Consider the following 25,745-nt stretch of genomic DNA (forward strand, 5'->3'; position numbering starts at 1 on the left):
CGTGTTTCGGCGAGGACGATCGCGGCTGCGGGCCGCAGCGGTAGCACTCGCGCGGAATCCGGGCGTAGCATCGGCGGCGATGATCCTGTCCCTGGACGCGAGGGGTGCGCGATGTCGATCTGGATGCGGTGGATGGCAGTCGTCGTGGGCTGCTTGTGCTCCGGTACCGTGGCGGCTCTGGACAGCACTCTGGATACGAGTTTCGGCATCGGCGGGCAGCGCATGTTGAGCTACCAGCCGTCTGCGAGCAACGAGGCGGATGAGGGTCTGGCGATTCTGCGCGACGGGTTCGACCGGCGCATCGTGATCGTCGTGCGACGCAATCCGACCCCGCTGGATCCGCTGCGACCCTTCGAGCTGATGCTGTTTCGCGACCTGGCGGATGGCAGCGTGGACACCAGCTTCGGATCGGGCCACGGCTTCGTAAGAGTCCTCGCCGACTGGACGGAGTTCCGCGGTGCGTTGATCGACTCGCAAAACCGCATCCTGGTCGCAGGGACGATCCTCGATGGCACCGCGGTGGGCGCGGCGTCCTGCGTGATGCGGCTGCTCGCAGACGGCGGTCGCGACCTCAGCTTCACCGGAGGTGTCGGCAACGAAGGCATCGCCTGCTACCTCTTCGGCTCCAGCGCCGCAAACCGGATGGTGGCAGTGACGCAGTTGCCGAGCGGCGATCTGGTCTCCGCGGCCAATTTGGACCAGGGCAACGGCGACCTCCTGCTGCAGCGGATCAGTGGCACGAACGGAGCGCCGGTGACGACCTGGGGCGATGGCTTCGGCTTCAAGATCATCGATCTGCAACCGGGTGCGAATGCGGCCCGCGACACCGTGGTCGGCCTGTCCACGCTGGCGGACGGGCGCGTGCTGGCGCTTGCGCAGTCCTGCACCGTCGCGCTCGGCTGCCTACCGGCCGCAGCGCAGCTGACCGCCACCACGGGCCAACTGGACACCAGCTTCTGCGCCAGCAGCGCGTGCATCGCTGCGTCGGTGGCTGGCGCCAACAGCGGTCGCCGGGTGGTGCGCAACCTGCAGATCGACGGGCAAACCGTCACCGATCTGGCGACCACCGTCGTGCTGCGCGACGGGGTCGGCCGGATCGTGCTCGGCGGTCAGGCGACGCTGGCATCGGCAGCCGCCGAACGGCTGCTGTTCGTGCGGCTCAATGCCAATGGCGAACTCGACAGCAGCTTCGGTGCACCGGCCACGCCGGGCTTCCAGAACCTCGCTCTGAGCAGCGTGCCGTTGACGCCGAGTTCGCTCGCGCTCGACGCCTTGGGGCGGCTGGTGGTGGGCGGGCAGGGCGAACACGCGACGCTGCGGCGCATCTTCATCGCCCGCATGGGCGACAACGGCCAACTGGATGCGGGTTTCGGTGGCGCCAGCGCGCTGGTCGAGTACTTCGCGGCACCCGCGGCCGACGACCGTGCGCTGCGTGCGTTGGGATTCGATGGCGCGCGCATCCTCGGGGTGGGCGACTTCAATGGCTCCGCCAACCGCGACGCATTCCTGTTCCGGCTCGGCGGCAATCCCGATGCACTGTTCGTCAACGGTTTCGAGGGCTGACACGCGCCCGCTGCGCGCCCGGACGGCAGGCGTGCAGCCCCCATCGCCGATCGGGAACGGCCTTCGGTTCAGGGCGTGAACGTCGGCGCGGTCTCGAAGCCGTCGAAGTGCACGTAGGGTCGCGGGGTCACGTCGTAGAGGGCGGTGCGGTGGCCGCTGCCTTCGACCACCACCAGGCGGAACTGGAAGTCCGCGTTCAGGCGACCGAGCTTGCCCTGCAACGGCATGCGGCGTTCGTGCCAGCCGGAATGGCCGTCGACCGGCGTGAACGTCGTGCTCCAGTTGACGCCGCCGCCGCTGCGGTCCCAGTACAGCGGGTTCTCGACTTCGCCCAGGTAGCGGGTTGGTTCCAACCCGCGCCACAACGGCAGCGTGTAGATGCGTTCGAGACCGCGACCGCCGTCGGCAATCTGCACCCGCGTCACCAGTTCGTCGGTGCCGGGGTCGTAGCGGTAGAGCACGCGCAACGCACGGGTGAAATCGGTCGGCGCCGGTTCGCCGTCACGCAGCACGTACACGCCGAGCGAGGAGGGGCCGACCAGCGTGCGGCCGTCGTCACTCAGCTGCGCACGCAGCACGAAGGGATTGGGACTGCCGAGCAGACGCTGCGAGCCGGCAACGCGGCGCTCGAGTGCGTCGGCGCTCTGGAAATAGCCGTAGGGATTGCCGGTCTGCGGATCGCTGAGCAGGTACACGCGACTGCCGTCGTCGGCCAGCACCATGCGCCCGGTGTAGCGCGCGCCATCGTGCAGATGCACGCGCGCCGCACTGCCCGGTGACTGCAGAAAGCAACTGGCCGGTACGCCGGTGACGCCATCGACGCAGTAGCCGAAGCGGCTGCCGTCGTCGCTCACCTGCTGGTCGCGACTCACCGGCTGGGCGTCGTCGCCGATGTTCTCGACCACGCGCGTCGGGGCGACGGTACCGCTGCCGTGATTGATCCAGTAGCGGTTGCGGCCGATGCCGTAGTCGTGGTTCTCGGCGCCGACATACCAGTGCCCGCCGTCGGCGCTCAGGTCGAAGCCGAACATCGAGCGCGGGTTCATGCCGAGGTACGAGAAGAACGCGGCAGTGGCGATCGGCGTCGCCGCTGGGCTCGGTGCCGTCAGGTCCACGCGGAATACGCGCAACTGCCAGCGGTCCAGAAACACGCCCAGCGTGCCATCGTGGGTCAGTCGCTGCTGGCCGTCGGCGAGCGCGTAGTTCGGCCCGGTCAGGTCGAACATCAGCTGCATCGGCGCACCGGCGCCGAGGATGCGCCAGAACTGCGTGGTCGAGTCGAGCATCGCGATGTCGCCATCGAGATCGGTGCGCACGAACAGGCCGTTCAGCGTCGTGCCCGGATCGTTGACCGTGCCGCTGAGCGCCGACTGCGCCGGACTGCTGCCATCGACGCCGATGCTGAATACCTGGTGCCGCGGATTCTGGAAGTGGTTGTAGAGCACGAACCACAGGCGAGTGCCATTGCCGCTGATGGTCACGTCGGCCGCGGCGTAGGGTGGCGTCGTGGTCAGGCCGAGGCCGGCCGGCAGGTTCGGCCCGGCCACGATGCGCTCGTGGCCGTAATGCTCGACCGGCACTTCCAAAAAACCGGCATCGGGCGCTTGCGCTTGCAGTCGTTCGGGAAACGCGGCGCAGACCAGCGCCAGCAGCAGTGCGGTTCGTCCATGCAACCGGTGGGTGACGACGGGCATGACCAGTCCCTCCGCGGAGCAGGGCCCGGCCCGGTGCCGGGCGCGCGCCGAGCATACTCCGCGCGTGCCGCCGATGCTCAGCCGGCGACGTCCTCCGGCAGCGGCGGCTGGCGGCCGTAGCTGCGGTAGCGCTCGCGCACGTCGGCCATCTCCGCCGCGGTGAGCAGTACCGGCGGGCCGCCCTGCAGGGATCGCCAGTACAGCTCGCTCAGCAGTTCCAGCTCGAAGGCGAGGTCGATCGCTTCCTCGATGCTGCGGCCCATCACCGCTGCGCCGTGGTTGGCCATCAGGCAGGCGCGGCGGTCCTGCATCGCCACCTGCAGCGCCTGCGACAGCGTCTTGCTGCCGAAGGCCGCGTAGGCCGCGCAGCGCACCGTGTCGCCGCCGAAGCGCGCGACGGTGTAGTGGAACGGCGGAATCTCGCGCCGCTGGCAGGCAAGCGTGGTCGCGAATGGCGAATGCGTGTGGATGATCGCGCTGATGTCGGGCCGTGCCGTGTACAGATCGAGATGGAACGGCCACTCGCTCGATGGTGCGCGCCGGCCGCTGTGGCTGCCGTCCGGATGCAGCATGACGACATCGGCCGGGGTCGTGCGATGCGGGTCGAGGCCGCTTGGCGAGATCAGGTAGTCATTGCCAAAGCGCACGCTGACATTGCCGGCGGTGCCGGTATTCAGTCGCGCGTCGAGCAGCCGCCGCGACGCCTCGATGACGGCGAAACGCAGGCGGCCTTCCAGTTCGGTGTCCTGAATCACTGCGGATTCCTTGCCGGTTGCGGCGGGGCGTTCGTGCCGGCTGGCGCCGGTGCTTGTGCGGTTTCGACCTCGATCGGGCGCGCGCGCTGCACCATGATCGCGAAGCTCGGTCGGCCGTCGGCGTCGAGCATGATCTGCAGCAGTTCCGTGCGCTCGAACTTCGCCGAGGCATCCAGTGCGCGCAGGTACGCGCTGATCGTGGCGTTGCGGTCGGCGCGGCCGCTGATCTTGAACTTGCGCTGGTCCTCGCCCATTGCCTCGATGCGCTCGACGCGCAAGGTGGCCGGGGCCAGTTCGCGCGCGGTGCGCTGAACCTCTGCCGGTGCCGAAGATTCACCCGAAGGTTCCTTCGCGATGTTACTTCCGGCCAGCGTGAGGGCGGCGAGGAACAGCCAGGCCGCCAGCAATCGAGTCAAATCCATGGTCCGCGCTCCAGACGCTTCGAACAGGAGGATTCCCATCAAAGCACGGCGCCGCGGGAGCGGCAACCGCGGTCACTTGTGACCTGCCGCAAGCGGTACTAGCCTTTCGCGGTGCGCCTTTTCGGGTGCGGCAGGTCCGGTCGGTCACCCCGTCGCCCGGCACGCGCACGAGGGGGGCTCATGCGTCGCTCGACCACGATCCTGCTCGGCGCTGCGGCGTTGCTCGCGCTGACACTTTTCCCCAGCCGTACTGCCTCGGCGCAGACGCTGATCGGCAGCATCGGGGCCGCCGGGGAGCTGATGGCGGTGAACCCGCGTACCAACACGCTGTACGTGAGCAACAGCGGTGGCGGCTCGGTGGTCCGGGTGGATGGCTACAGCCACGCCGTCACCAACATGGTGATGCCGCCTTCGACGTTTCCGGCCGGCATCGCGGTCAACCCGATCAGCAATCGCGTGTACGTGCAGAGCAGCGGCAGCCTGGTGCAGGTGCTCGACGGCGACACCCACGCCATCGTCACCAGCATCGCCGGATCCGGCGCGATCGCCTTCAACCTCGCGAGCGGCCGTGTCTATGTTCCGGGCGGCTCGGGGCTGCGCGTGCTCGATGCTGACGACGACAGCGAAATCGCGCTGATCGGCGGGGTCGGCGGCGGCATCATCGCGGTCGATCCGCTCGCCAATCAGATCTTCCTCGGCAACGCCGCCTCGGCCTCCGTGCACGTGATCGACGGCAGCAGCCATGCGGTGCAGACGCTCGCTTCGGTGTTTGATCCGATCGCGATCGCGGTCAACCCCCAGACCCGGCGCTTCTACGTCGTCCAGTACGGCGGCAACGTCGCCGAGTTCGACGCGGTGACGCTGGCGCGTACCGACATCGCGGTGGCCGAGCGACCGAGCGACCTAGTGATCGACGCGGCGCTGAACAAGATCTACGTCGCGCACTCTCCGACTTCGACCGATCCGGCGGCGATCACCGTCATCGACGGCGCCACGCGCGTGGCGACGCCGATCGCGGTCGGTGCGCGCCCCGGGTTGCTCGCCTTCGATGCGGGCACCCGCCGCCTGTTCGTGGTCAACCGGCTCGCCGGATCGACCAGCGTGATCGATGCCGACACGCAGACCGTGGTCGCGGGGATCGCCACCTGCAGCGGCAGCCAGGCCAATTACATCGCGTTGAACCCGGTCACGCACCGGGTCTACGTGAAGTGCCAGAACACCGGCGTCATTGCGGTCATCGACGGCGCCACGCTCGACGTGGCGACCCACGCCGCCGCGATCCCCGGTTCCTCGAAGGTGTTCGACAGTGTGCAGCGGCGCATCGTGTCCGCCAACTACACGGATACCCTACGCCTCATCGACGCCGAGACCGGCGCCGTCACCACGGTGGTGCCGGTGCCCGCTGCTGCGATCGCGCAGCTGGCGTTTGATGCGGCCGGCAATCGCATCGTGGCGCTGCTCAGCGATGGGCGCGTGGCGCTGATCGACGGAGACGATCTGGAGGTGCGCATCTCGGCGGTGATCGCCACCGCTATGCAGTCGGTGCTGGTCGATGCCGCCCGTGATCGCGTTCTGCTGGCCGATACCAACGGCGACCAGTTGCGCATCCTGGCCTGCGCCACGCTGGCGGTCAGTTCGATCGCCATCGCCGACCAGCCCTACTACCTGGCGCTGGACGAGGCGACCGGCACGGTGTACGTCGGCCACACCGATGCCGCGAAGACACTGACCCGCATCGACGGTACGACGCTGACGCCGACCACGGTTACGCTCAGCGCGCGCACGACGCGCCTGGTCTTCGATCGCGCAACGCAGCGGCTGTTCGCGTCCATGCTCAATGTGCCGAAGCTGGCAGTGCTCGACGCCAGCACGCTCGCAACGAGCGAGGTGAACCTGGTGGCGAATGCCGGCGGCATGGCGCTGAATCCGCAGCGCGGCCAGTTGCTGATCGGCCACCAGGGTTTCGAGACGCGCCTGAGCTTGCTCAACACGGCGACGCTTGCGACACCGAGCACGCTCGACATCGGAACGGCTGCGTCCTGGGTCCTGGTGGATTCGGTGAACGACCGCAGCTTCGCCCTTGGCATGGATGGGGGCGGGCAGGCCAAGGCGGTGGTGCTGCGCGGACCGGCGAACGCGATGGTCTCGCGCAACCTCGCCAGTGGCGCGCAGGCGCCGCTGCTCGATCCGCTGCGCGGGCGCGCGTTCTTTTCAGATGGCAGCAACCTGCTGCGCCTGAACAGCGAACCGGCCGCGGCGCATCCTCTGACCACCACGATCACCAGCAGCAACGGCCATCGCACCGAGTCAGCGAGCGCGTCCCTGAACTTCTCCGCCAGTTCCAGCGTGACGCCGAATGCGCCGCAGCCGCTGGCATTGTTCTATCGCGTGGATCACGGTGCCCTCGGCCGAGCCACGGCGTCGGGACCAGGCAGCTTCGACGCTACAGTACCGCTGACGCTCGGGCTGCACGACGTGCAGGCGTTCGCGCTCGACGCCCTGGGTGCGGTGACGCAGGGTTCGATGGGCTCGTCCCTGTCGATCACCGTGCACAACGCCGAGGCGGGCCGCATGGCAGCGTTTCCGATCGCGCGCGTGCTGCCGACCAGCGTGGCCACCACGACCAGCATCGGCACCATCACTCCGGCGGTATCGGTGGTCGGGCAGGGCTACGACGTTCCGGTCACGGTCTCGGGCAGTGGCACGCCGACCGGCAACGTGCAGGTGGAGGATGGCGCCGGTGCGCAGTGCCAGGTGACGCTGCTCGCCGGCAGCGGCAGTTGCACGCTGGCGAGTGCGGACGTTGGCCCGCACACGATCACCGCGCAGTACGCGGGCGAGGGGCTGTTCCAGCCGAGTTCCGGCAGCGCATCGCATGACGTGCAAGCCGCCGCGAGCACGACCACGATTCAATCCGACGCGCCCGATCCCTCGGTCGCCAACCAGTCGGTCAGCGTGCAGGTGATGGTGGTTGCGGCGGCTCCCGGCGCGGGCACTCCGGGTGGGGTCGTGGCCATTTCGACCGTGCCGGCGGGCGCCACCTGCAACGCCACGCTGGCGGGTGGCAGCGGCAGTTGCACGCTGGCCCTGCCGGCCAACGGCGACTACGCCATCGGCGCTGAATACGCCGGCGACGTCCGTTTCCTGGCGTCGAGCGCCAGCGCCGTGCCGCATCGGGTCGAGGACGGCGCCGACCTGTCGCTCAGCGTCAGCGACGGACAGACCCAGATGGTGGCGGGAACCTCGACCCAGTACGCCGTCAGCGTCGGCAGCGCCGGGCCGACCGCGGTCGCCAATGCGCGCGTGCAGTCGCTGCTCGACCCGGCGCTCGCGGCGGGCGCCTGGAGCTGCACCTCGAGCGGTGCGGCGAGTTGCATCGCCGGCCAGCCCTCCGGCACGACGGCGAATGGCAGCGGCGCGCTCGATCAGTGGGTCGACATCGCCTCCGGCGGCCAGCTCGATTTCCTGTTCACGGCGACGCTTGCGGCCAGCCACGTCGGCTCGGTCAGTGCCGGATTCGCGGTCGGCAGCGACCGCGCCGACGCCAATCCCGCCAACAACCTGGCCAGCGACAGCAACAGCACGCGCCGTGTCGCCGACCTGAGCGTGGTCAAGACCAACCAGTGCTCGTTCGTGCCGGCCGGCGGCTTCGCGCTGTACCGGATCAGCGTCAGCAACGCCGGCCCGAGCGACGCCCCGGGTACGCGCATCCAGGACGCGCCGAGCGGCGTGCTCAGCGCCGACTCGTGGTTTTGCAGCCCCTTCGCAGGAGCCGCCTGCGCCAGCAACGGCAGCGGCGATCTTGACCTGCTGGCGGACCTGCCCGCGGGCAGCCACGTGGAGATCGGGTTCCTGGTCGCGGTCGGCGACGGGCCGCCAACGGTCGTCACCAACACCGCCACCATCGCCGCGGGCATCGACGTCGAGGACAGCACCCCCTCCAACAACAGCGCCAGCGACACCGATCGCGTCGCCCTGTTCGCGAACGGCTTCGATCTCGACTGCGAACCGCTCTGAGGCCGCCGCATCGCGCGGATGGGTGCGCCTGACGACGCGCTGCGCGCTCTGTCGCCTGGCCGCCGGTTCTGTCGCTACCGGACTGGCGGCAAATCGCCGCGGGCTGGAGCCATCGCATGAAGCCGTTGTACCGAACGCTGCCGATCGCCCTGGCGATGGCGCTGGCCGGCGCCGCCGACGCTGCCGTATTCACCGTCGGATCGGATGCCGCCTGCACCCACAGCAGTCTCGGGGCGGCGCTCAACACCACCGCGGCGAACGGTCCGGGCCTCGACGAGATTCGACTTGTCCCCGGATTCGCGTTTTCCGATTTCGCCGATCCCTGGACGATCCGGAACCAGTCGGTCACGCTCCGGGGCGGGTTCCCGACGTGTGCCTCGAGCGCGCCCAGCGGTCCTCGGACGACGATCGTCCGTGGTGATGTCGGCAGTCTGTTCGCCATCAGCAACTCGCTGGCGCAGCGGACGACGGTCACGCTGGAACGCTTGGAACTGACCACGCGCAGCTTGGGCACGGTTGCAGCGGGTGGCGCGCTGCAGTTGCGTGGCAACGTCCGCGCCATCGTTGTCGATTCGCGCATCCATGACTTCCGTGCTTCGGCCGGTGGTGCCATCGCCATCCGCGATGAACCAAGTGGTTCGCCCCTGATCAACCTGCGACAGACCGAGATCCGTGGCAATCGGGCTTCCGATGGTGGTGGCCTGCATTGCCTCGGCCTGGGCGGGATCTGGATGGAACCCGGCGCCATCGTCGCCGGGAATGTCGCTGGCGACGAAGGCGGCGGCATCTGGTCGCAAGGGTGTTCAGTGGTCATGCTGAGCCGAACCACGCTTGTGGACAATCAGGCCAGCCGAGGCGGCGGCTTGTACGGGAGCGCCGGGACCATCGTGTCGATGCGGTGGAGCGAGCGCACGCAGGGCCCGCGCCTGGTCGGGAACCGCGCCGGCTTCTGGGGTGGTGGCATGTTCCTGACCGGATCGGGTACGGACCTGCTGGCCCGGGGGAGCCAGTGGATCGGCAACCAGGCCGAGCCGCCGGATGTGGGTGGTGAAGGCGCGGCACTCTTGGTGGGCTGGGGCGCCAGCGCGAGATTGCTCCGGGATCCCCTGTGTCCCGCGTCGATCAATGGCTGCACGCGCTTCTACAAAAACTGGGCGCAATCCGGGGGATTCCCGGAGTTCCCGAGTATCGTCGACGTACGCGCGGGTGGGCGCCTGACGATTTCGTCGGCCGTGTTCGAGGACAACACGGTCAGCTCGGCGGGCAACCGCGGCGGCGCGATCATCAGCGTGCAGCCCTTCGCGTCCGGTGGCAGCTTGGCCGAGATCGACAACACCGTGTTCAACCGGAACCTGGCGCCGTATCTGTTCGGCGCCGAGTTGACGGCCGGCGACGATGCATCCGCAGCCGGGCGCGTGCGTGCGCAATCGATCACCAGTCAAGCCGACCAGTTCACGTCATTACTGGGATCGCAATATGCGCCACCGATCTTGGACACGGTGTTGCCAGTCGACCTGCGTGCATCGATCCTGCTGGGCAACACGCCGCTCACCGACCCAGGGCGCATCGTCACGGGCACGCTGGATTGCCTGCTGACGACCATCGCCCCGGAGGTCCCGGTGACCCGGTCGCGACTCGTTGCCGGCGCGCCGGTGTTCCAGGCTGGGTCGTTCGTGCCAGCCTGGTCCTCGCCCGCGCTCGACTACTGCGACACGGCCGGGCTCAGGTCGGTGTCCAGCGATGCCCGCGGCCGGCCGCGACTCGACAACGACCCGCTGCGCCACGACCGATACGGCCCCCTGGACCTCGGTGCCGTCGAACGCGAGTCGGAGCCCTTGATGGTGGATCCCGGCTGAACCGTGCGCCGGATTCGCGTGCGGGCTGTTACGTAGCCGCCACGTCGAGCGGCAGCCACGCCCCTGCGCGCAGGATTTCGAACCGATTGTAGTTGCGCTTGTAGCCCATCTTCGGGTGACCATCGATCCAGTAGCCGAGGTAGAGGTGCGGCAACTGCATGCGCCGTGCCAGTTCGATCTGCTGCAGGATGCAGTAGACGCCAAGGCTGCGCGTCTGTTCCGCGGGCTCGAAAAAGGTGTAGACCGCACTCAATCCGACGCTGGTGACATCGGTGACGGCGCAGGCCAGCAGGCGCTCGCCATCGCGCACGCACAGCATGCGCGTGTCGCACCAGCGCGCCTGCAGGAACTGCTCGAAGTCGGCAGCCTGCGCGCCGTCCATGCCGCCGCCGGCATGACGCGAGCCGAGGTAGCGCTGGTACAGCGCCAGGCGCTCGTCGCTGCAGAACGGCGGTTCCAGCGTCGTGCGCAGGCCCTGGTTGCGCTTCAGACAACGGCTCTGGCTGCGGTTCGGCGTGAAGCCGGCGACCACGATGCGGCTCGACACGCACTCGTGGCAGCCGATGCAATCGGGTCGGTACACGCGGGGACCGGAGCGGCGGAAGCCGGAACCGAGCGCGCCCGGGAACACGTGGCGCAATTCCGGCGAGTCCGGATCGAGCACCAGATCGCGCGCCAGCCGGTCGCGGTAATAGCCGCACTGGTGTTCGTTGGTGCGCAGGAGCTTGATGGTGATTTCGCGGGCGCTCATTGCGCATCGAACCCCGGTGGCAGCGGCATCGAACCGCGCAGCGAGCGCGGCAGGTCGATGCGCAGCCCGAAGCCGCGGCGGGTGAGTTCGCGCTGGGTGCGCATGGTCGCTTCGCCGTCCAGCCACATCTCGCGTTCGGCGGCACGCAGCGCGGGGTCGTCGAACAGCGCCGCTACCGGGGCGGTCCAGCTGAGCACGTCGACCGGCATCGGCACCACCAGTTGGCGCCCGATGCGCGCGACCAGCATGCGGCCGGCCACCACCAGTTCGATCGTGTCGCCTTCGCTGCGATGCGCTTCGAGCAAGGCCAGCGCGCGCAACAGGTAGCGTGCCTCGGCATCGGTTTCGGTGGCGGCGATCAGCTCCAGCAACGGCGCGCAGCGTTTCACGCCCAGAGCTTCGACGCTGTCGACCAGCGCCTGCCATTGCGTCGGCGACAACGAGCCTTGATGCATCGAGCGGGCGATCATCGGGTCGGCGCCGCAGATCGCGGCCATGCGCTCCTGCTGCAAGCGGCCGAGTGCGACCGGGTCGAGTGTCCAGACCACGTCGTCGATGCGCTCGGACCAGCCGAGCGCCTCGCTCGCGCCGGGCGCGGCGGCGTCGATCGCGGCGCCGAGGCTCTTTTCGCCGACCAGACTGGCCCAGGCGATGCGATCCAGTTCGCGATTCAGCAGCAGGTTGCGCGAGTACGGATCCACCGCCATGCGCCGCGCCAGTTCGCGTCGCACTTTGGTGAAGCCGAGCCAGCGCTTGGCCAGTTTACCGCTGGCCTTCTGCGACTTGAGCCACCAGTCGGAATCGCGCGCATGCGGCGTCGGCGGCTGTGGCCCGATGCCGGGCGCGGTGTCGTCCTCGCGCAACTCCTCCGCGGCCTGGTCTCGCGCCTTCGCACTCTGCTCGCGCAGGTCGCGCCACTTCGAGCGCAGGCTGCGCACCAGCCCAGTCGGAATGGATGTCAGCGTCCGGATCGGATGCGTGCCGATGCGCCCGATCATCTTTGCGATGTCCTTGCCGGAACGGCCGATCGCTGTGGCGAATGCCTTGCTGCGCGAGATCGCGACCAGTTCCCTGATCACCTCGATTTCATGGATGCGCTCCAGCAACTCGGCGCGACCCTCGACCTGCAAGTCGCCGAACTCGGTCGTGACCCGGAACTGCGCCAGGTAACCGCGTACCGGCACCACTGGGTGGATCTTCCAGCCCGGCCCCGACAGCAGCGACGGCTCCAGCAACTGGTCGGCGCTGTAGGACGGTTCCGCTTCGTAGTCCTCGCTGGGCGTGGCGGTTGTTTCCGCTGCCGCGGCGGCCAGCACACCGCCCATGAGCAGGCCAAGTGCCAGCAGCCAGCGGCTGCCAGCGCGACGGCGTGAGTTGAGGTAGCGGGCTTGCATCGGAGAGGTGTGCATGGGTTGGCCGGCGGCGATTGGACGGGGCGGGGTGACAGTATAGGCGGCGGTTCGAGCACGCGCGCTTGCGCAGGCAGGAACTCGGCGTAGGCTCCGTGTGCGTCGACTTGAGGTCGCACGACTCCGAACAGCGAGGTGCAGATGGAAGCGAGCATGCGTTCGCAAGGGTGGCGCGGCATCGGTGCAGGCCGCGCCATGATCGCGGTGCTGTTGCTGGCGGTGCTGCCGCGGGTCACTGCCCAGATCGTTCCGGTGGCGGATACGACGGCGCTGCGTGACGCGATCAACAATGCCGCGCCCGGGCAGGAGATCGTGCTCGCACCCGGCGTGTACATGGTGATCGGAAACCTGCTCTGCGATGTTGCAGGAACCGCTGGCGCACCGATCGTCTTGCGCGCGGCGACGCCACACACGGCGACGATCCGCTTCGATGCACTCGAAGGCTTCAAGGTCAGCGAACCCTACTGGCGTTTCGAGGGACTCGATATCGAAGGGGTTTGCGCCGCCGACAGCGACTGCGAGCACGCTTTCCACCTGTTCGGTGCCGCCGACCGCACGACCATCCGTGACAACCGGGTGCGCGACTTCAACGCGCAGATCAAGAGCAATGGCGCGAGCGTCGGTGCCGCCTTCGTGTTTCCGGACGACGTGCTGATCGAGCACAACCAGTTCTACGACACGCGCCCACGCAACACCGGCAATCCAGTCACCAAGATCGACGTGGTCGGTGGCCGGCGCTGGATCGTGCGCGCGAACCTGATCCGCGACTTCGAGAAAAACGGCGGCAATTTCATCAGCTATGCAGCGTTCCTGAAGGGCAATTCGCGCGACGGGCTGTTCGAGCGCAACCTGGTGATCTGCGAACAGGCGTTCAGCGGTGGCATCCGTCTCGGATTGTCCTTCGGCGGCGGCGGTACCAGCCCGGGCTCGATCTGCGAGGACGGCGTCTGCACACCCGAACACCAGAACGGGATCATGCGCAACAATCTCATCGTCAACTGCCCGGCCGATGTTGGCATCTACCTCAACGCCGCCACGAACGCGCGCATCCAGCACAACACCCTGTACAACACCGCCGGGATCGACGTGCGTTTCGCGACATCGAGCGCCGACTTGCGCAACAACCTGCTCAGCGGGCAGATCCGCAATCGCGACGGCGGCATCAGCACCAGTGCCGGCGACCTCAGTCAGGTGCCGCTGGCGACCCTTGCCGCTTGGTTCCAGGCCCCGGCGATCGCTGACTTCCGTCTGCTGAATGGGGCCGCGATCATCGATGTCGGCAGCGCTGCGCCGCTGGTCAGCGATGACTATTGTGCCAACGCGCGCGACGACGGAGCGCCCGACATCGGCGCCGTCGAATACGACGGTGACGGCGTCTGCGACACGCGATTGGCCGGCGGCATCAGCGTGCTGTTCGCAGATGGTTTCGACTAGGGGCTCCGGCCTCATGCGGTTGACCGCGACGAGGTCCGAACGTACAGTACGTACCTGTACTGGAGTCGCCCCAGTGGAACTGTCCCTGACCGAATTGCGCCAACGCCTTTTCGAACTCGCTGATCGCGTGCTCGAGACCGGCGAAGCGATCATCATCACGCGTCGCGGCCGCAAGTTGCGCATCGTGCGCGACGACGAAGCCAGCACGCCCTATTCTCGACTTGCGAAATTGCGGCTCCAGGAGTTGGAGATCGGGCCGCCGCTTGATCCGCACGAATCGCCCGCCCGATGGTCCGAGCTGGATCGTGTCGCCGAACCTCCGGTTGAGTACGCGATCGGGCGAAAGTCAGGCACGGGCCGGTCCGGCAAGCGCGTGGCTGCCAAGCCGCGACCGCGTTCCGGAAAGGCCCCGCGATGAACCGCGTGATGATCGACACGCAAGTCGCCGTCACGCTGTTCAAGGGGCGGACGACGGGCCTGTCGCGGACGGCGCAACGACTGCTCGATAGCGCGAACATCCAATACTCGCCGATGGTGTCATTCGAGCTCGAACTGCTCCACGAGATCGGGCGCATCCGCCTGGGCGCAGCTGATGTCTGCGGATATCTGGCGCGTGAGCTGAACGTCGTCGAGAGTCAGGAGCGACTGTCGGAAATCGTTCGCCACGCGCTGCCGCTGCGCTTCACGCGGGATCCCTTCGACCGCATGATCGTTGCCCACGCCGACTTGCTGCGGGTTCCGCTGATCACCCTCGACACGACCCTGCTCGCGCACTATCCGCGCGCGATCAACTGATCAGTTCCAGCTGCAAACCACCTTGCCGCAGTTGCCGGATTCCATCAGGTCGAAGCCGCGCTGGAAGTCGTCGATGTGGATCTGGTGGGTAAGCGCCTTCTGCAGCGGGAAGCCGGTCAGCACCATCTGCGTCATTTTGTACCAGGTCTCGTACATCTTGCGTCCGTACATGCCATGCAGGGTCAGGCCCTTGAAGATGACCTTGTCCCAGTCGATGCCGGCGCCCTTGGGCAGGATGCCGAGCAGGGCGATCTTGCCGCCGTGGTACATGCAGTCGAGCATGTCGTTGAAGGCGTGGGTGTTGCCGCTCATCTCGAGGCCGACGTCAAAGCCTTCCATGTGCAGGTCCTTGACGACTTCCTTGAGCGATTGTTTCGACACGTTGACGACCCGCGTCGCGCCCATGTCAGCGGCGAGCTTCAGGCGATAGTCGTTCACGTCGGTGACCACGACATTGCGCGCGCCGACGTGCTTGCAGATGCCGGCGGCGATGATGCCGATCGGGCCGGCGCCGGTGATCAGCACGTCCTCGCCGATCACGTCGAACTCGAGCGCGCAGTGCGCCGCATTGCCGTAGGGATCGAAGAACGCCGCCAGTTCACTCGGGATCTGGTCCGGAATCGGCCACAGGTTCGAAGCCGGCATGGCGATGTACTCGGCGAACGCGCCGTTGCGGTTGACGCCGATGCCGATGGTGTTCGGGCACAGGTGCTGGCGCCCGGCGCGGCAGTTGCGGCAGTGGCCGCAGACGATGTGGCCTTCGGCCGAGACGCGGTCGCCGACACGGTAGCCGGTCACGCCGGGACCCACCTCCACGATGCGCCCGACGAACTCGTGCCCGATCACGAGCCCAGGCTTGATCGTGCGCTGGCTCCACTCGTCCCACTTGTAGATGTGCAGGTCGGTGCCGCAGATCGCGGTCTTCTCCAACTTGATCAGCACCTCGTTCGGTCCCACAGCAGGCACCGGCACCTGCTCCATCCAGATCCCCTTCGCCGCTTCCTTCTTGACCAGGGCCTTCATCATCGCTCGCGACATCGGGAATCTCCGGAATGGGAGGCGGATTATAGGTGTTCGATGTCGGCCCGGCAGGGGCTCTCTTGCGGATGCCGCTCCAATGGGTGAAGCCCTTGTGGGTGCGATTCAAATCACCCTGCCCACGCACCGCACCAAGTGCCGGGGCTGCGGTTTGCGTAGGAGGACGGTGTGGGGCATAAAGCGCGCCCCGATTTCTTCTGCGAGGCCGCCATGCGCATGTTCTTTCGTATCCACTGTCTTCTGCTCGCCGCCGGCGTTATCCAGGCCGACGAGGGCATGTGGCCGCCGTCGCAGTTGCCGGCGATCGAAGCCAAGCTCAAGGAGCGCGGTCTGGAACTCGCGGCGAAGGATCTGTCCTCGCTGACCGAGTATCCGCTGAACGCGATCGTCGGACTCGGCTACTGCACCGGGTCCTTCGTCTCGCCGCAAGGGCTCGCCGTGACCAACCACCACTGCGGATTCGGCATCGTCCAGTACAACTCGACGCCGGCGAAGAACCTGATGGTCGATGGCTTCCTCGCCAACGACTTCGCCGCGGAATTGCCGGCCGACCCGAACCAGCGCCTGTATGTGACCGAGGCGATCAGCGATGTCACGGCGCGCCTGACCAAGGGGCTCGATGGCGTCGCTGGCCTCAAGCGCTACACCACGCTCGACAAGCGCTCGAAGCAGGCGGTCGCCGAATGCGAGCGCGAGCCGGGCTACCGCTGCGACGTGTACAACTTCAACGGCGGCCGCAACTATCTGATGATCAAGCAGCTCGAGATCAAGGACGTGCGCCTGGTGTACGCGCCATCCGAGCAGATCGGCAACTTCGGCGGCGACGTCGACAACTGGATGTGGCCGCGGCACACCGGTGATTTCACCTTCCTGCGCGCCTACGTCGGTCCCGACGGCAAGCCGGCACCGTTCCACAAGGACAACCAGCCGTACCGGCCGAAGAGCTGGCTCAAGGTTGATCCGAAGGGGCTGTCGGTCGGCGACTACGCCATGGTCACCGGCTACCCCGGCCGCACCAACCGCTCGCGCCTGGCCGAGGAACTGCGCGATGCGATCGAATGGAGCTACCCGCGCAACATCCGCAACATGGGTGAGTCGCTTGCGACCATCGAGGCGGCGACCAAGGACCGGCCGGAGGCGGCGATCAAGTACGCATCGACCGTTCAGGGCATCAGCAACGGCTACAAGAACCAGCAGGGCCAGCTTGAAGGCTTCGCCAAGACCACCGCGGTGGCCGACAAGGAGGCCGAAGAAGCGCGCCTGCTCGCCTGGATCGAGGCCGATGCTGCGCGCCAGGCGAAGTACGGCGGCGCAGTGGCCGGGCTCAAGGCCGAATTGGCGCGTATCCGTGCGCAGCGCGAGACCGAACTGCAGGCCAACCCGCTGCTGGCCATGGGGCCTACCCTGTATGGTGTCGCGCGCGACCTGTACAAGCTCGCCCGAGAGCGGCGCAAACCCGACACCGAGCGCAGCTTCGGCTTCCAGCAGCGCGACGAGATCAAGTTCAAGGGGCGCATGGCGATGATCGACAAGCGCTTCGACCCGGCGGTCGATCGCGCCTTGTTCGAACTTGGCCTCGGCCGCTACCTGAAGTTGCCGAAGGCAGCGCGTATCGTCGAGATCGACCGCGCGCTCGGCATCGACCGCGACGGCATGAGCGTGGCTGATCTGGACGCGAAGCTCGACGCGCTCTACGCCGGAACGCGCCTCGGCGACGCTGCGGCGCGCATGGCCCTGATCGAGGCCAGGCCAGCCGACTTCGAGCGATCGAGCGACAGCTTCGTGCAGTACGCCGTGGCCTTGTTTCCGGCGTTCGAGCGCCTGGACACCGAAGCCAAGGTGCGCTCCGGCAACGACGGCCGCTACCGCGCCGCCTACCTGGATGCGCTGATCGCGTTCCGTCAGGCGGAGGGCCGACCGGCCTATCCCGATGCCAACAACTCGTTGCGCGTCACCTACGGCACCGTCACTGGCTACTCGCCCAAGGACGGCGTCACCAACACCGAGTTCACCACGCTTGAAGGCGTGCTTGCCAAGGTCACCGACCAAGACCCGTTCCTGCACCCCAAGCGCGCGACCGAACTGATGCGCGCCAAGCACTACGGTCGCTACGCCGATCCCCGGCTGGGCACGGTTCCGGTCAACTTCCTGACCGACGTCGACATCACCGGTGGCAACTCCGGGTCGCCGACTCTGAACAAGCGCGGCGAACTGGTCGGGCTGGTGTTCGACGGCAACTGGGAGTCGGTCAGTGCCAGCTGGGTTTACAACCCGGCGCTGACGCGAGCCATCCACGTCGATATCCGCTACCTGCTGTGGATCATGGACGAGGTCGACCAGGCCGACCGGCTGATCCGGGAGATGGGGTTGCAGGCGGCCCCCTGAGGAGCCCAGTGTCAGGCACCCGTCCCCTTCGGGTGCCGGCCGGCGTCGGGCGCCTCCGGCTGAACGGACCATTCCCGGATCGTAAAATTAGCGTTATGCTTCCGCCGACACCCACGTGCCCCGGGGAGTGTCACTCGTCCGAACCTGTTGGCGGGGGAGGGCTTCAGCACCCAGCCGAAGCGTCCATCACTGGGCGCCAGGTCTGAGCGGCGTACACCGCCGGAAGATTCCAGAAACACTCAAACCGTTGGAGAGATCAAATGTCCAAGCGTAACAAGCTGTCCGGTGCGATCCATTTCGCGCTTTTTGCGAGCGCCGTCTCGCTGATCGCCCAACCTGCCTTCGCGCAGGAAGAGGAAAAGAAAGACGACACCACCCTTGAACGCATCGAGGTGACGGGTTCGAAAATCAAGCGCGTCGAAATCGAGACCTCGCAGCCGGTGTTCGCACTGACCCGCGAAGAAATCCAGGCCCAGGGCCTGACCTCGGTCGGTGACGTGCTGCAGAACCTGACCGCCAACGGCTCCACGCTGAACACCACGTTCAACAACGGCGGCAACGGCGAAACCCGCGTCAGCCTGCGCAACCTCGGCTCGAACCGCACCCTGGTGCTGGTCAATGGCCGTCGTTGGGTCGGTGGTACCGGTCTCGGCGGCGCCGTCGACCTGAACACCATCCCGACCGCAGCGGTCGAGCGCATCGAAGTGCTGAAGGCCGGCGCGTCCTCGATCTACGGTTCCGACGCCATCGCTGGCGTGGTCAACCTGATCCTGCGCAGCGACTACACCGGTGCCGAAGCGAATGGTTTCTACGGCGTCACCGATGAAGGTGACGGCGTCAAGGAAGCCTACGACATGACCATCGGCACCGCCGATGACCGCATGTCGGCGATGTTCTCGGCCTCCTACGTCAAGGAAGAGCCGATCGGCGCGGGCGACCGCGAGATCTCGGCGATCCCGACCATTGGCACCGGCCTCGCCTTCGGCAGTTCGACCTCGCCGTTTGGTCGTTTCGCGCTTTGCAACGGCACCATCAGCGCCACCACCGGTCGTTGCTCGATCGCCGAAGTGCGCCCGGATGGCACCGGCGGTCAGTTCACCTACTCGCCTGGCCAGACCGGCAGCAGCTGGCGCAACTGGGCGTTCCCGGCGGACATGTACAACTTCGCCCCGGACAACTACCTGGTTACGCCGCAAGAGCGCAAGTCGATCTTCGGCAAGGCCTCGTTCGCACTGACCGACGACATCCAGTTCTCGATGCAGGGCACCTACAACAACCGTCGTTCCGAGCAGTTGCTCGCGGCGATGCCGGTCGTGCTCGGCAGCGGCCCTGGCGCCGGCGTGCAGGCGCGCACGATCTCGATCAGCGCGAACAGCATCTACAATCCGTTCGGCGCCCCGGTGTCGCGCATCCAGCGTCGCGTCACCGAGACCGGTGGCCGTTCGTTCAATCAGGACGTCGACACCTATGCCTTCAGCATGGGCCTGGATGGCGCGTTTGAAGCCGGTGATCGCTACTTCACCTGGGATGCGGGCATGGTCTATGCGCGCAACGACCAGAACGACACCACCTATGGTCTGTTCAACATCCCGGCCCTGCGTGCTGCGCTCGGTCCGTCGGAAATCCGCAACGGTGCGCCGGTGTGCGTCAGCGCCCCGGGCGGCTCGGTGATCTCCGGCTGCGTGCCGCTGAACCTGCTCGGCGCCGAAGGCTCGATCACCCAGGACATGCTCGACTACGTCACCTTCGTGGCGCATGACGAGTACGGCTACAAGATGAAGCAGTACTACGCCAACATCACCGGCGAAATCGTGGAACTGCCGGGCGGCATGATGGCGTTCGCGGCCGGTCTTGAGCGTCGCGACGAAGAAGGCTTCGACCAGCCGGATGCGCTGATCAACTCGGGCAACACCACCGGCAATGCGCGCACCGCCACGGCGGGTGCGTATTCGGTCGATGAGGCTTATGTCGAGTTCTCGATGCCGCTGCTGACCGATGTGGCCTTCGCCAAGAGCCTCGAGTTCAGCCTGTCGTCGCGCTATTCCGACTACTCGAACTTCGGCGACACCACCAACTCGGCGTTCGGCTTCAAGTGGCGTCCGATCGACCAGCTGCTGGTTCGCGGCAACTGGGCCGAAGGTTTCCGTGCTCCCTCGATCGGCGAGCTCTACCAGGGCGTGTCCGATTCCTTCCCGTCCTTCGCTGATCCGTGCTCCACCACCTTCGGCGGTATCTACAACCAGCTGAGCGCCGAGCAGCAGGGCCGCTGCCACGCGCAGGGCGTGCCGGTCGGTGGTTATGACCAGGGCAACGCGCAGATCCGTATCAGCACCGGCGGCAACGCGCTGCTCGGACCGGAGTCTTCGGTCACCAAGACGCTCGGCGCCGTGTGGAGCCCCGAGTTCATCGAAGGTGCCGACATCTCCCTCGACTGGTGGCAGGTCGAGCTTGAGAACACCATCAGCGGCTTCAGCGGTGGGTTCATCATGAACCAGTGCATCGTCGAAGGCATCCAGGTGTTCTGCGACCAGTTCACGCGTTTGGCCGGTGGCCAGGTCGACACCCTGCTCTCAAGCGGTGTGAACATCGGCGCCCAGCTGACCGAAGGTTGGGACATGACCCTGAACTATCGCCTGCCGGAAACGAGTTTCGGCACGTTCTCGTTCGGTTGGGATACGACCTACATGTCGGAAGATGCATCCGACAACGACGCGGATGGCGACATCGATGAACTCGATGGCGGCAGCCGCGTTGGCGAATACTTCGACCGCAACAACGGTTGGCGCATCCGCAGCAACCTGATGGCGCGTTGGGAGAAGGGCGACTTTGGCGCGACCCTGTTCACCCGTTACTACTCGCGTCAGGACGAAGCCTGCCCGTTCTATTACAACGACTACGGCTTCGGCGAACTGTGCAGTGACGTAGTGGTCGACGGCGACGGCGTCATCCAGCCGGGTGGCGAGAACTCGATCGGTGGCAGCACCTACCACGACGCCAGCTTCTACTGGAAGGCACCGTGGGACGCGAAGGTCACGCTCGGCATCAACAACCTGTTCGACAAGGATCCGCCGATTGCGTACAGCACGTTCGCGAACAGCTTCGATCCGCAGTACGAATTGCCGGGTCGCTTCTTCTACGTGCAGTACAACCAGAAGTTCTGATCGGGTTCGCTCGAAAGTGCTTCACTACGGCCCCGAAAGGGGCCGTAGTTTTGTCCGGGGGACGAAAACCCCGCTCTTCATGCGGCCCGATGGCCGGCATGACCCAAGGACGCGAGATGGCGACGACGAACGAAGCGAACCGGTTGTGGCTGGCCGGCGAACAGGCGGCCGAGCGTAAGCAGACTGCCGAAGCCGAGGCCCTGTTCCGTCGCGCACTGACCTTGGTGCCGGCACACGCAGCCTCGCTGATCGGTCTCTCCACCGTGCTCGGCCGGCGCGGCGCGCATCAAGAAGCGCATGCCACCATTCTGCAGGCATTTGCTGCGCATCCGACCGAACCGCCGCTGGTCTATGCGTTGGCGCAGCGCCTGCGCTATTTCCATGAATTCGAACGACTGGTCAGCTGCCTGTCCAGTCCGGAGTTCGCGATTGAGGCGCCGCCGGAGATCATCGCCAAGGCCTCGGTCATGCTGAGTTCGATAGGCGCGCATGCGCAGGCCACCGCCCTGGCCGAAGCCGCGGTGAAGCGCGATCCGCGCTGTGCAGCGGCGCAGCATGTGCTTGGCAACTATCACCAGTTCCGCGGCGACTACGATGCCGCCGAGCGTTGCCACGAGGCCTCGTTGCAGGCTGATCCGACTCTGTTCCAGAACTCGCTGATGCTCGCCGGCGCGCGCACCCAGACGCCCGAGCGCAACCACGTCGAGCGGCTGCAGGCGCAGCTGCTGCGGGCCAAGCCGCGCGGCACCGGCGAGGTCTATCTGTGCTTCGCCCTGCACAAGGAGCTGCACGATCTCGGCCGCCACGACGCAGCCTGGGCCGCACTCGATCGCGGCTGCCAGGCCAAGCGCCGTCAGCTGAGCTACCAGTCGGCGCAGAGTGTGCAGCTGGTATCCGGCCTGATCTCGCTCTGCGCTCCCGATTTCGTTTCGGCAGCCAGCGGCGTGCCGCAGTCGACCACGCCGATCTTTATCGTCGGCATGCACCGATCCGGCACCACCTTGCTGGAACGCATGCTGTCCGGGCATTCGCAGATCGCCGATGCCGGCGAGACCTCGGCCTTCCACGCCGAACTGGAACTTGCGATCGACACGTCCGCGCCCGCAGGGCCCGACGCGGCCTTCGTGCAACGACTGGCCGCTGCGGACTTCGATGCCGTGGCGCGCGGTTATGCCGAGCGTGCACGCTGGCTGACGCGCGGCAAACCATTTTTTACCGAAAAGCTGCCACAGAACTTCCTCAATGTCGGCTTGATCGCCAAGGCGCTGCCGCAGGCGCGCTTCCTGCACCTGCTGCGCGATCCGATGGACACCTGTTTCTCGAACTTGCGAACACTGTTTTCCGGTGCCGCCCTGTACTCCTACGAGCAGACCGAACTCGGCCAGTTCTACCTGCAGTACCAGCGCATGATGGCGCACTGGCGTCGGGCGTTGCCGGGGCGCGTGCTCGACATCGACTACGACGAGTTGGTGTCCGATCCCGCCGCGGTGGCGGCGCGGGTCGCGGCGCACTGCGGCGTGGAATTCGAGACGGGGATGATCGACATCGGGCGCAGCAGCGGCAGCGTGGCAACGCCGAGTGCGACGCTGGCGCGCCAAGGTTTCCGGCGCGACCGTGGTCGTGCCTGGGCGCCTTACGAGCAGTACCTGGAGCCGCTGCGCACCGCCCTGCAGCCGGCGTATGCCTGAACGACTCTCGAAGCAGCGCTTGCGACCGCGAGCCGGTCAGGCGCCTTCGGTCTGCGACAGGAACAGATAGGCCAGCAGTTCCTTGCCGCGCGGGTGTCCGGCGAGCCAGCCGCGCAGTTCCTTCGCGCGCGCGTAGTCATCGCCGAGTTGTTCGCGCCAGCGCAGCTCGGCGCGACGCTTGGCCTGTTCTTCGCGCAGGCGCTTCTGCCAGGTCGCGTCGAACACCTTGGCGAATTGGCCGCTGCGCGCCAGTTGTTCGACCAGGCGCCATTCGCCGTGGTCGAGCCAGACCAGATCGCAACGGTCGCAGTGGTCGATGTGATTGGCGGCGTCGGCAGAGAAGCGGAACTTGGTCATGAAGCCGTTGCAGCGCGGACAACGCAGCATCGCCTTGTTGTCATCGACGTGGCTTGCCTCGCCGGCGTCGGTCACCGACTCCTCGGGCGCCGCATGCGCATCGCGCCAGTCGCGGTAGTGGATCAACGACAGCATCGCGCCGCGGCAGTCCGGGCAGGACTCCGCCGGCAACTGGTCGGCCAGCGCGGTGGCGTGGAGCTGGCTGCTGGTGCAGGAAGGGCAGGGTGTGCTCATCGGGACTCCTCCGGCGGGCTTGAAGAGGCGTTACGGTGCCCGAAGCGACCCGGGCTTGCAAATCCGATGGCCCCGATCTTGTACGGCCGCCAACGGAGTGCGGCCGATCCGTTGGCGGCGCGGCGAGATGGGCGTACAAGATCGCTACCAGCCCACCCGGAGGGATTCGCCATGTTGCTCGCCGCGCCCCGTTTCGCCCTGATCTTGTCCCTGTGCATCGGCCCGTTCGCGGTCTTGGCCGTCGAACGCTATCCGGCCAGCACCGACGATGGCCTAGCGCGCGTCGAACACCGGCGCATCGATGCGCTCTACGAGCGGCCCGGAGCCGCGCTCGCCCAATATCGAAAGGTCGCGGTGCAGGAATGCAGCGTGTCGTTCCGCAAGAACTGGCTGCGCGACCAGAATCGCGACCGCCCATTGACGCTGCGGGTCGACCAGCGCGACATGGATCGCATCGGCACGCGCCTGGCCACTGCCTGCCGCGACATCTTCAGCAAGGCGTTGGCGGATGCCGGCCTGGAAGTGGTAACCGACGCCGGCGCCGATGTGCTGGTGCTGCAGCCGGCGATCGTGGATCTGGATTTGTACGCGCCCGATGTCGATTCGCCGGGGCTGGTTCGGATCTGGTCCGAGTCGGCCGGCGAGCTGACCCTGAATCTCGACCTGCGTGCCGGCGATGCTTCAGTGGCGCGGATCATCGACCACGAGCACACCCGCCGCGACCCGTCGATCCAGCAGCGCAGCCGCGCCAGCAACGATTTCGACCTGCAGGCGGTGCTGCGGCAATGGGCGCGCCTGGTACGCACAGAACTGGCGAGTTAGCCCCCGCCTACCGCCGTACGCGCCCCGCGTCCTTCACCGCGTACACCCCATCCAGCGCCAGCTCCGTCGCCAACCCCGCCTTGCCCAGGCGCTTCGCGACTTCTGCGGGTACATCGCGCCCACTGGTTTTCTTGTTCGGCGCGCCGGTGTAGTGGAACAAGCGCCCACCCGGACGCAGCACGCGCGCGAGCTGGTCGTAGAACACCTGCGCGTACAACTCACCGGCGATGCCGAAGCGCGGCGGGTCGTGCAACACGGCATCGAACGACTGGTCGGGCACGGCGCGGATCGCTTCGGCGACATCGCCATGCACGAGTTGCAGGCGTCCCCCGGCCTCCGCGCTGTCCGGGTCCGGCGACCACGGATTGTGGTCGCGCAACCACAACACGCTCGCGTTCTTCTCGAAACTGAGCACGCGCGTCGCGCCCTCGGCCAGGCAACAGGCCGCGAAGTAGCCGAGCCCGCCGCAGGTATCGAGGATCTGTTTGCCGCGCGGCTGCACCAGCGCGACTTTGCGCTGCGCGTCCGCCATCGGCGCGATCTGCGCCGAGACCAGCATCTTGATGCCGTCGATCTCGAAGGTCGGCGTGCCCCAGTCGGTCGGCACCAGCTTGATCAGCGAACCGGCGTAGCGCTGCAACGGCGCAAACGATTCGCCGTCGAACCAGTAGATCGTGCGCTCCTTCAGTCCCTCCGGCCACGGATAACGCGCACCGCGCCATCGCCAATGATCGGCCTCCATCGTCGCTTCATCCTTGGTGCGACCTAGATCGAACGACCCGACCACACACACCGCGCCACTCGTACGCGCCGCAAGCAGCGCATCGGCAACATCACGAGTCAGCAAAGGGCCGGTGTAGTGGGGCATGGCAGAGGTCTGATCGCGGGGCGCGCAGTATCGTATGAATCGACCCCCGCGCCGCAGTCTCCGGACGCTGGACTACAGCGTCTGGGATGCGGAGAAGGAAGGGTACTTCACTGCCATCCGTGCCGGGCAAGGCAATGACTACGCGCCGCTCGCAGCATGTTTCGCCAAAGTCATCCGGCGGACTTCGATTTCTTTCGGGGCGCCAGAGTGACGGTCGACTTCGATGACGCGAATGGCTTGCGAATGCCTTCGACAGCAGACGAACTGGACGCAGCCATGCGCAGAGACTTGGTTCTTGTCTTGGGGTCGCGCAACCAGCGATTCTGTTCGAGCAAGGACGGCATCGATTCACCCAGTTACCAGAGCGACGCGCGGAAAGGGCCAGGCTGCGATTAGGCTGGACCTCAACGCCGTCGGTGCATTCTAGCCGGTGACGCTGTGCGGGGGCGCGCACTCCGACTGCATGGAGAAGGAGCAGCACACCCCACTCACTGCT

The 25,745-nt window shown here is 66.8% G+C and carries 18 protein-coding genes; 10 read left to right on the forward strand and 8 right to left on the reverse strand.

Annotated elements, in window-relative coordinates:
* The first annotated feature begins 132 nt into the window (after nt 1-132).
* Complete coding sequence (locus tag IPG63_14330; GenBank protein ID MBK6728389.1) at nt 133-1,563, forward strand: delta-60 repeat domain-containing protein; 1,431 nt, start codon at nt 133-135, stop codon at nt 1,561-1,563.
* A gap of 68 nt (nt 1,564-1,631) precedes the next feature.
* On the opposite strand, the gene IPG63_14335 is transcribed toward IPG63_14330, so the two are convergent.
* From IPG63_14335 to IPG63_14345, 3 genes are all read right to left on the reverse strand, one after another.
* The gene (locus tag IPG63_14335) at nt 1,632-3,257 is read right to left on the reverse strand and encodes a hypothetical protein (GenBank protein MBK6728390.1); all 1,626 of its coding nucleotides are present in this window, start codon (nt 3,255-3,257) and stop codon (nt 1,632-1,634) included.
* A 77-nt stretch (nt 3,258-3,334) separates the two neighbouring features.
* A complete protein-coding gene (locus tag IPG63_14340) occupies nt 3,335-4,009 on the reverse strand; it encodes a class II aldolase/adducin family protein (protein MBK6728391.1) in 675 nt (224 codons plus the stop codon).
* The gene (locus IPG63_14345; GenBank protein MBK6728392.1) at nt 4,009-4,434 is read right to left on the reverse strand and encodes a PilN domain-containing protein; all 426 of its coding nucleotides are present in this window, start codon (nt 4,432-4,434) and stop codon (nt 4,009-4,011) included. The genes IPG63_14340 and IPG63_14345 overlap by 1 nt, the downstream gene beginning before the upstream one ends.
* Nucleotides 4,435-4,614: 180 nt before the next feature.
* On the opposite strand from IPG63_14345, the gene IPG63_14350 reads away from it, so the two are divergent.
* Nucleotides 4,615-8,451, forward strand: a complete 3,837-nt coding sequence (locus IPG63_14350; protein MBK6728393.1) for an Ig-like domain repeat protein — start codon at nt 4,615-4,617, stop codon at nt 8,449-8,451.
* A gap of 116 nt (nt 8,452-8,567) precedes the next feature.
* Nucleotides 8,568-10,307: a hypothetical protein gene (locus IPG63_14355; protein ID MBK6728394.1), complete on the forward strand. Its 1,740-nt coding sequence runs from the start codon at nt 8,568-8,570 to the stop codon at nt 10,305-10,307.
* Between the two features lie 28 nt (nt 10,308-10,335).
* On the opposite strand, the gene IPG63_14360 is transcribed toward IPG63_14355, so the two are convergent.
* Together IPG63_14360 and IPG63_14365 are read right to left on the reverse strand one after the other, a co-directional pair.
* Nucleotides 10,336-11,058, reverse strand: coding sequence for an arginyltransferase (locus tag IPG63_14360; protein MBK6728395.1), 723 nt, complete (start codon nt 11,056-11,058; stop codon nt 10,336-10,338).
* The gene (locus tag IPG63_14365) at nt 11,055-12,452 is read right to left on the reverse strand and encodes a hypothetical protein (protein MBK6728396.1); all 1,398 of its coding nucleotides are present in this window, start codon (nt 12,450-12,452) and stop codon (nt 11,055-11,057) included. Before IPG63_14365 ends, IPG63_14360 begins: the two co-directional genes overlap by 4 nt.
* Nucleotides 12,453-12,620: 168 nt before the next feature.
* Here IPG63_14365 and IPG63_14370 point away from each other — a divergent pair, with 168 nt between their 5' ends.
* The 3 genes from IPG63_14370 to IPG63_14380 are packed head-to-tail and all read left to right on the forward strand — an operon-like array spanning nt 12,621 to nt 14,696.
* A complete protein-coding gene (locus IPG63_14370) occupies nt 12,621-13,901 on the forward strand; it encodes a right-handed parallel beta-helix repeat-containing protein (protein MBK6728397.1) in 1,281 nt (426 codons plus the stop codon).
* Nucleotides 13,902-13,914: 13 nt separating this feature from the next.
* A complete protein-coding gene (locus IPG63_14375; protein ID MBK6728398.1) occupies nt 13,915-14,319 on the forward strand; it encodes a type II toxin-antitoxin system Phd/YefM family antitoxin in 405 nt (134 codons plus the stop codon).
* Nucleotides 14,320-14,324: 5 nt separating this feature from the next.
* Entirely contained in the window at nt 14,325-14,696 is a 372-nt protein-coding gene (locus IPG63_14380) for a PIN domain-containing protein (GenBank protein ID MBK6728399.1), read from the forward strand.
* Here the strand turns inward: IPG63_14380 and tdh are convergent, their stop codons facing one another.
* Nucleotides 14,697-15,719 carry an L-threonine 3-dehydrogenase gene (tdh, locus tag IPG63_14385; GenBank protein ID MBK6728400.1) on the reverse strand — a complete coding sequence of 341 codons (1,023 nt, stop codon included), beginning with the start codon at nt 15,717-15,719 and terminating at the stop codon, nt 14,697-14,699. It lies immediately after the preceding gene.
* Between the two features lie 225 nt (nt 15,720-15,944).
* Here tdh and IPG63_14390 point away from each other — a divergent pair, with 225 nt between their 5' ends.
* From IPG63_14390 to IPG63_14400, 3 genes are all read left to right on the forward strand, one after another.
* Nucleotides 15,945-18,119, forward strand: a complete 2,175-nt coding sequence (locus IPG63_14390; GenBank protein ID MBK6728401.1) for a S46 family peptidase — start codon at nt 15,945-15,947, stop codon at nt 18,117-18,119.
* A gap of 260 nt (nt 18,120-18,379) precedes the next feature.
* Entirely contained in the window at nt 18,380-21,280 is a 2,901-nt protein-coding gene (locus IPG63_14395; GenBank protein MBK6728402.1) for a TonB-dependent receptor, read from the forward strand.
* A 98-nt stretch (nt 21,281-21,378) separates the two neighbouring features.
* Complete coding sequence (locus tag IPG63_14400; protein MBK6728403.1) at nt 21,379-22,968, forward strand: sulfotransferase; 1,590 nt, start codon at nt 21,379-21,381, stop codon at nt 22,966-22,968.
* Nucleotides 22,969-23,004: 36 nt separating this feature from the next.
* Here the strand turns inward: IPG63_14400 and IPG63_14405 are convergent, their stop codons facing one another.
* Nucleotides 23,005-23,559, reverse strand: coding sequence for a zf-TFIIB domain-containing protein (locus tag IPG63_14405; protein MBK6728404.1), 555 nt, complete (start codon nt 23,557-23,559; stop codon nt 23,005-23,007).
* Nucleotides 23,560-23,730: 171 nt separating this feature from the next.
* Between IPG63_14405 and IPG63_14410 the strand changes: the two genes are divergently transcribed.
* On the forward strand, nt 23,731-24,381 hold the full coding sequence (locus tag IPG63_14410) for a DUF3313 family protein (protein MBK6728405.1): 651 nt from the start codon (nt 23,731-23,733) through the stop codon (nt 24,379-24,381).
* Between the two features lie 7 nt (nt 24,382-24,388).
* Here IPG63_14410 and IPG63_14415 read toward each other — a convergent pair whose 3' ends face one another.
* Complete coding sequence (locus IPG63_14415; GenBank protein MBK6728406.1) at nt 24,389-25,249, reverse strand: methyltransferase; 861 nt, start codon at nt 25,247-25,249, stop codon at nt 24,389-24,391.
* Between the last annotated feature and the right edge of the window lie 496 nt (nt 25,250-25,745).

This window comes from Lysobacterales bacterium (assembly GCA_016703225.1).
Classification (GTDB): domain Bacteria; phylum Pseudomonadota; class Gammaproteobacteria; order Xanthomonadales; family Ahniellaceae; genus JADKHK01.

Coding starts and splice junctions, on each gene's coding strand:
- IPG63_14330 (MBK6728389.1), top strand. CDS start 133: ATGGCAGTCGTCGTGGGCTGCTTGTGCTCCGGTACCGTGGCGGCTCTG.
- IPG63_14335 (MBK6728390.1), bottom strand. CDS start 3,257: ATGCCCGTCGTCACCCACCGGTTGCATGGACGAACCGCACTGCTGCTG.
- IPG63_14345 (MBK6728392.1), bottom strand. CDS start 4,434: ATGGATTTGACTCGATTGCTGGCGGCCTGGCTGTTCCTCGCCGCCCTC.
- IPG63_14350 (MBK6728393.1), top strand. CDS start 4,615: ATGCGTCGCTCGACCACGATCCTGCTCGGCGCTGCGGCGTTGCTCGCG.
- IPG63_14355 (MBK6728394.1), top strand. CDS start 8,568: ATGAAGCCGTTGTACCGAACGCTGCCGATCGCCCTGGCGATGGCGCTG.
- IPG63_14360 (MBK6728395.1), bottom strand. CDS start 11,058: ATGAGCGCCCGCGAAATCACCATCAAGCTCCTGCGCACCAACGAACAC.
- IPG63_14365 (MBK6728396.1), bottom strand. CDS start 12,452: ATGCAAGCCCGCTACCTCAACTCACGCCGTCGCGCTGGCAGCCGCTGG.
- IPG63_14370 (MBK6728397.1), top strand. CDS start 12,621: ATGCGTTCGCAAGGGTGGCGCGGCATCGGTGCAGGCCGCGCCATGATC.
- IPG63_14375 (MBK6728398.1), top strand. CDS start 13,915: ATGCGGTTGACCGCGACGAGGTCCGAACGTACAGTACGTACCTGTACT.
- tdh (MBK6728400.1), bottom strand. CDS start 15,719: ATGAAGGCCCTGGTCAAGAAGGAAGCGGCGAAGGGGATCTGGATGGAG.
- IPG63_14390 (MBK6728401.1), top strand. CDS start 15,945: ATGCGCATGTTCTTTCGTATCCACTGTCTTCTGCTCGCCGCCGGCGTT.
- IPG63_14395 (MBK6728402.1), top strand. CDS start 18,380: ATGTCCAAGCGTAACAAGCTGTCCGGTGCGATCCATTTCGCGCTTTTT.
- IPG63_14400 (MBK6728403.1), top strand. CDS start 21,379: ATGACCCAAGGACGCGAGATGGCGACGACGAACGAAGCGAACCGGTTG.
- IPG63_14405 (MBK6728404.1), bottom strand. CDS start 23,559: ATGAGCACACCCTGCCCTTCCTGCACCAGCAGCCAGCTCCACGCCACC.
- IPG63_14410 (MBK6728405.1), top strand. CDS start 23,731: ATGTTGCTCGCCGCGCCCCGTTTCGCCCTGATCTTGTCCCTGTGCATC.
- IPG63_14415 (MBK6728406.1), bottom strand. CDS start 25,249: ATGCCCCACTACACCGGCCCTTTGCTGACTCGTGATGTTGCCGATGCG.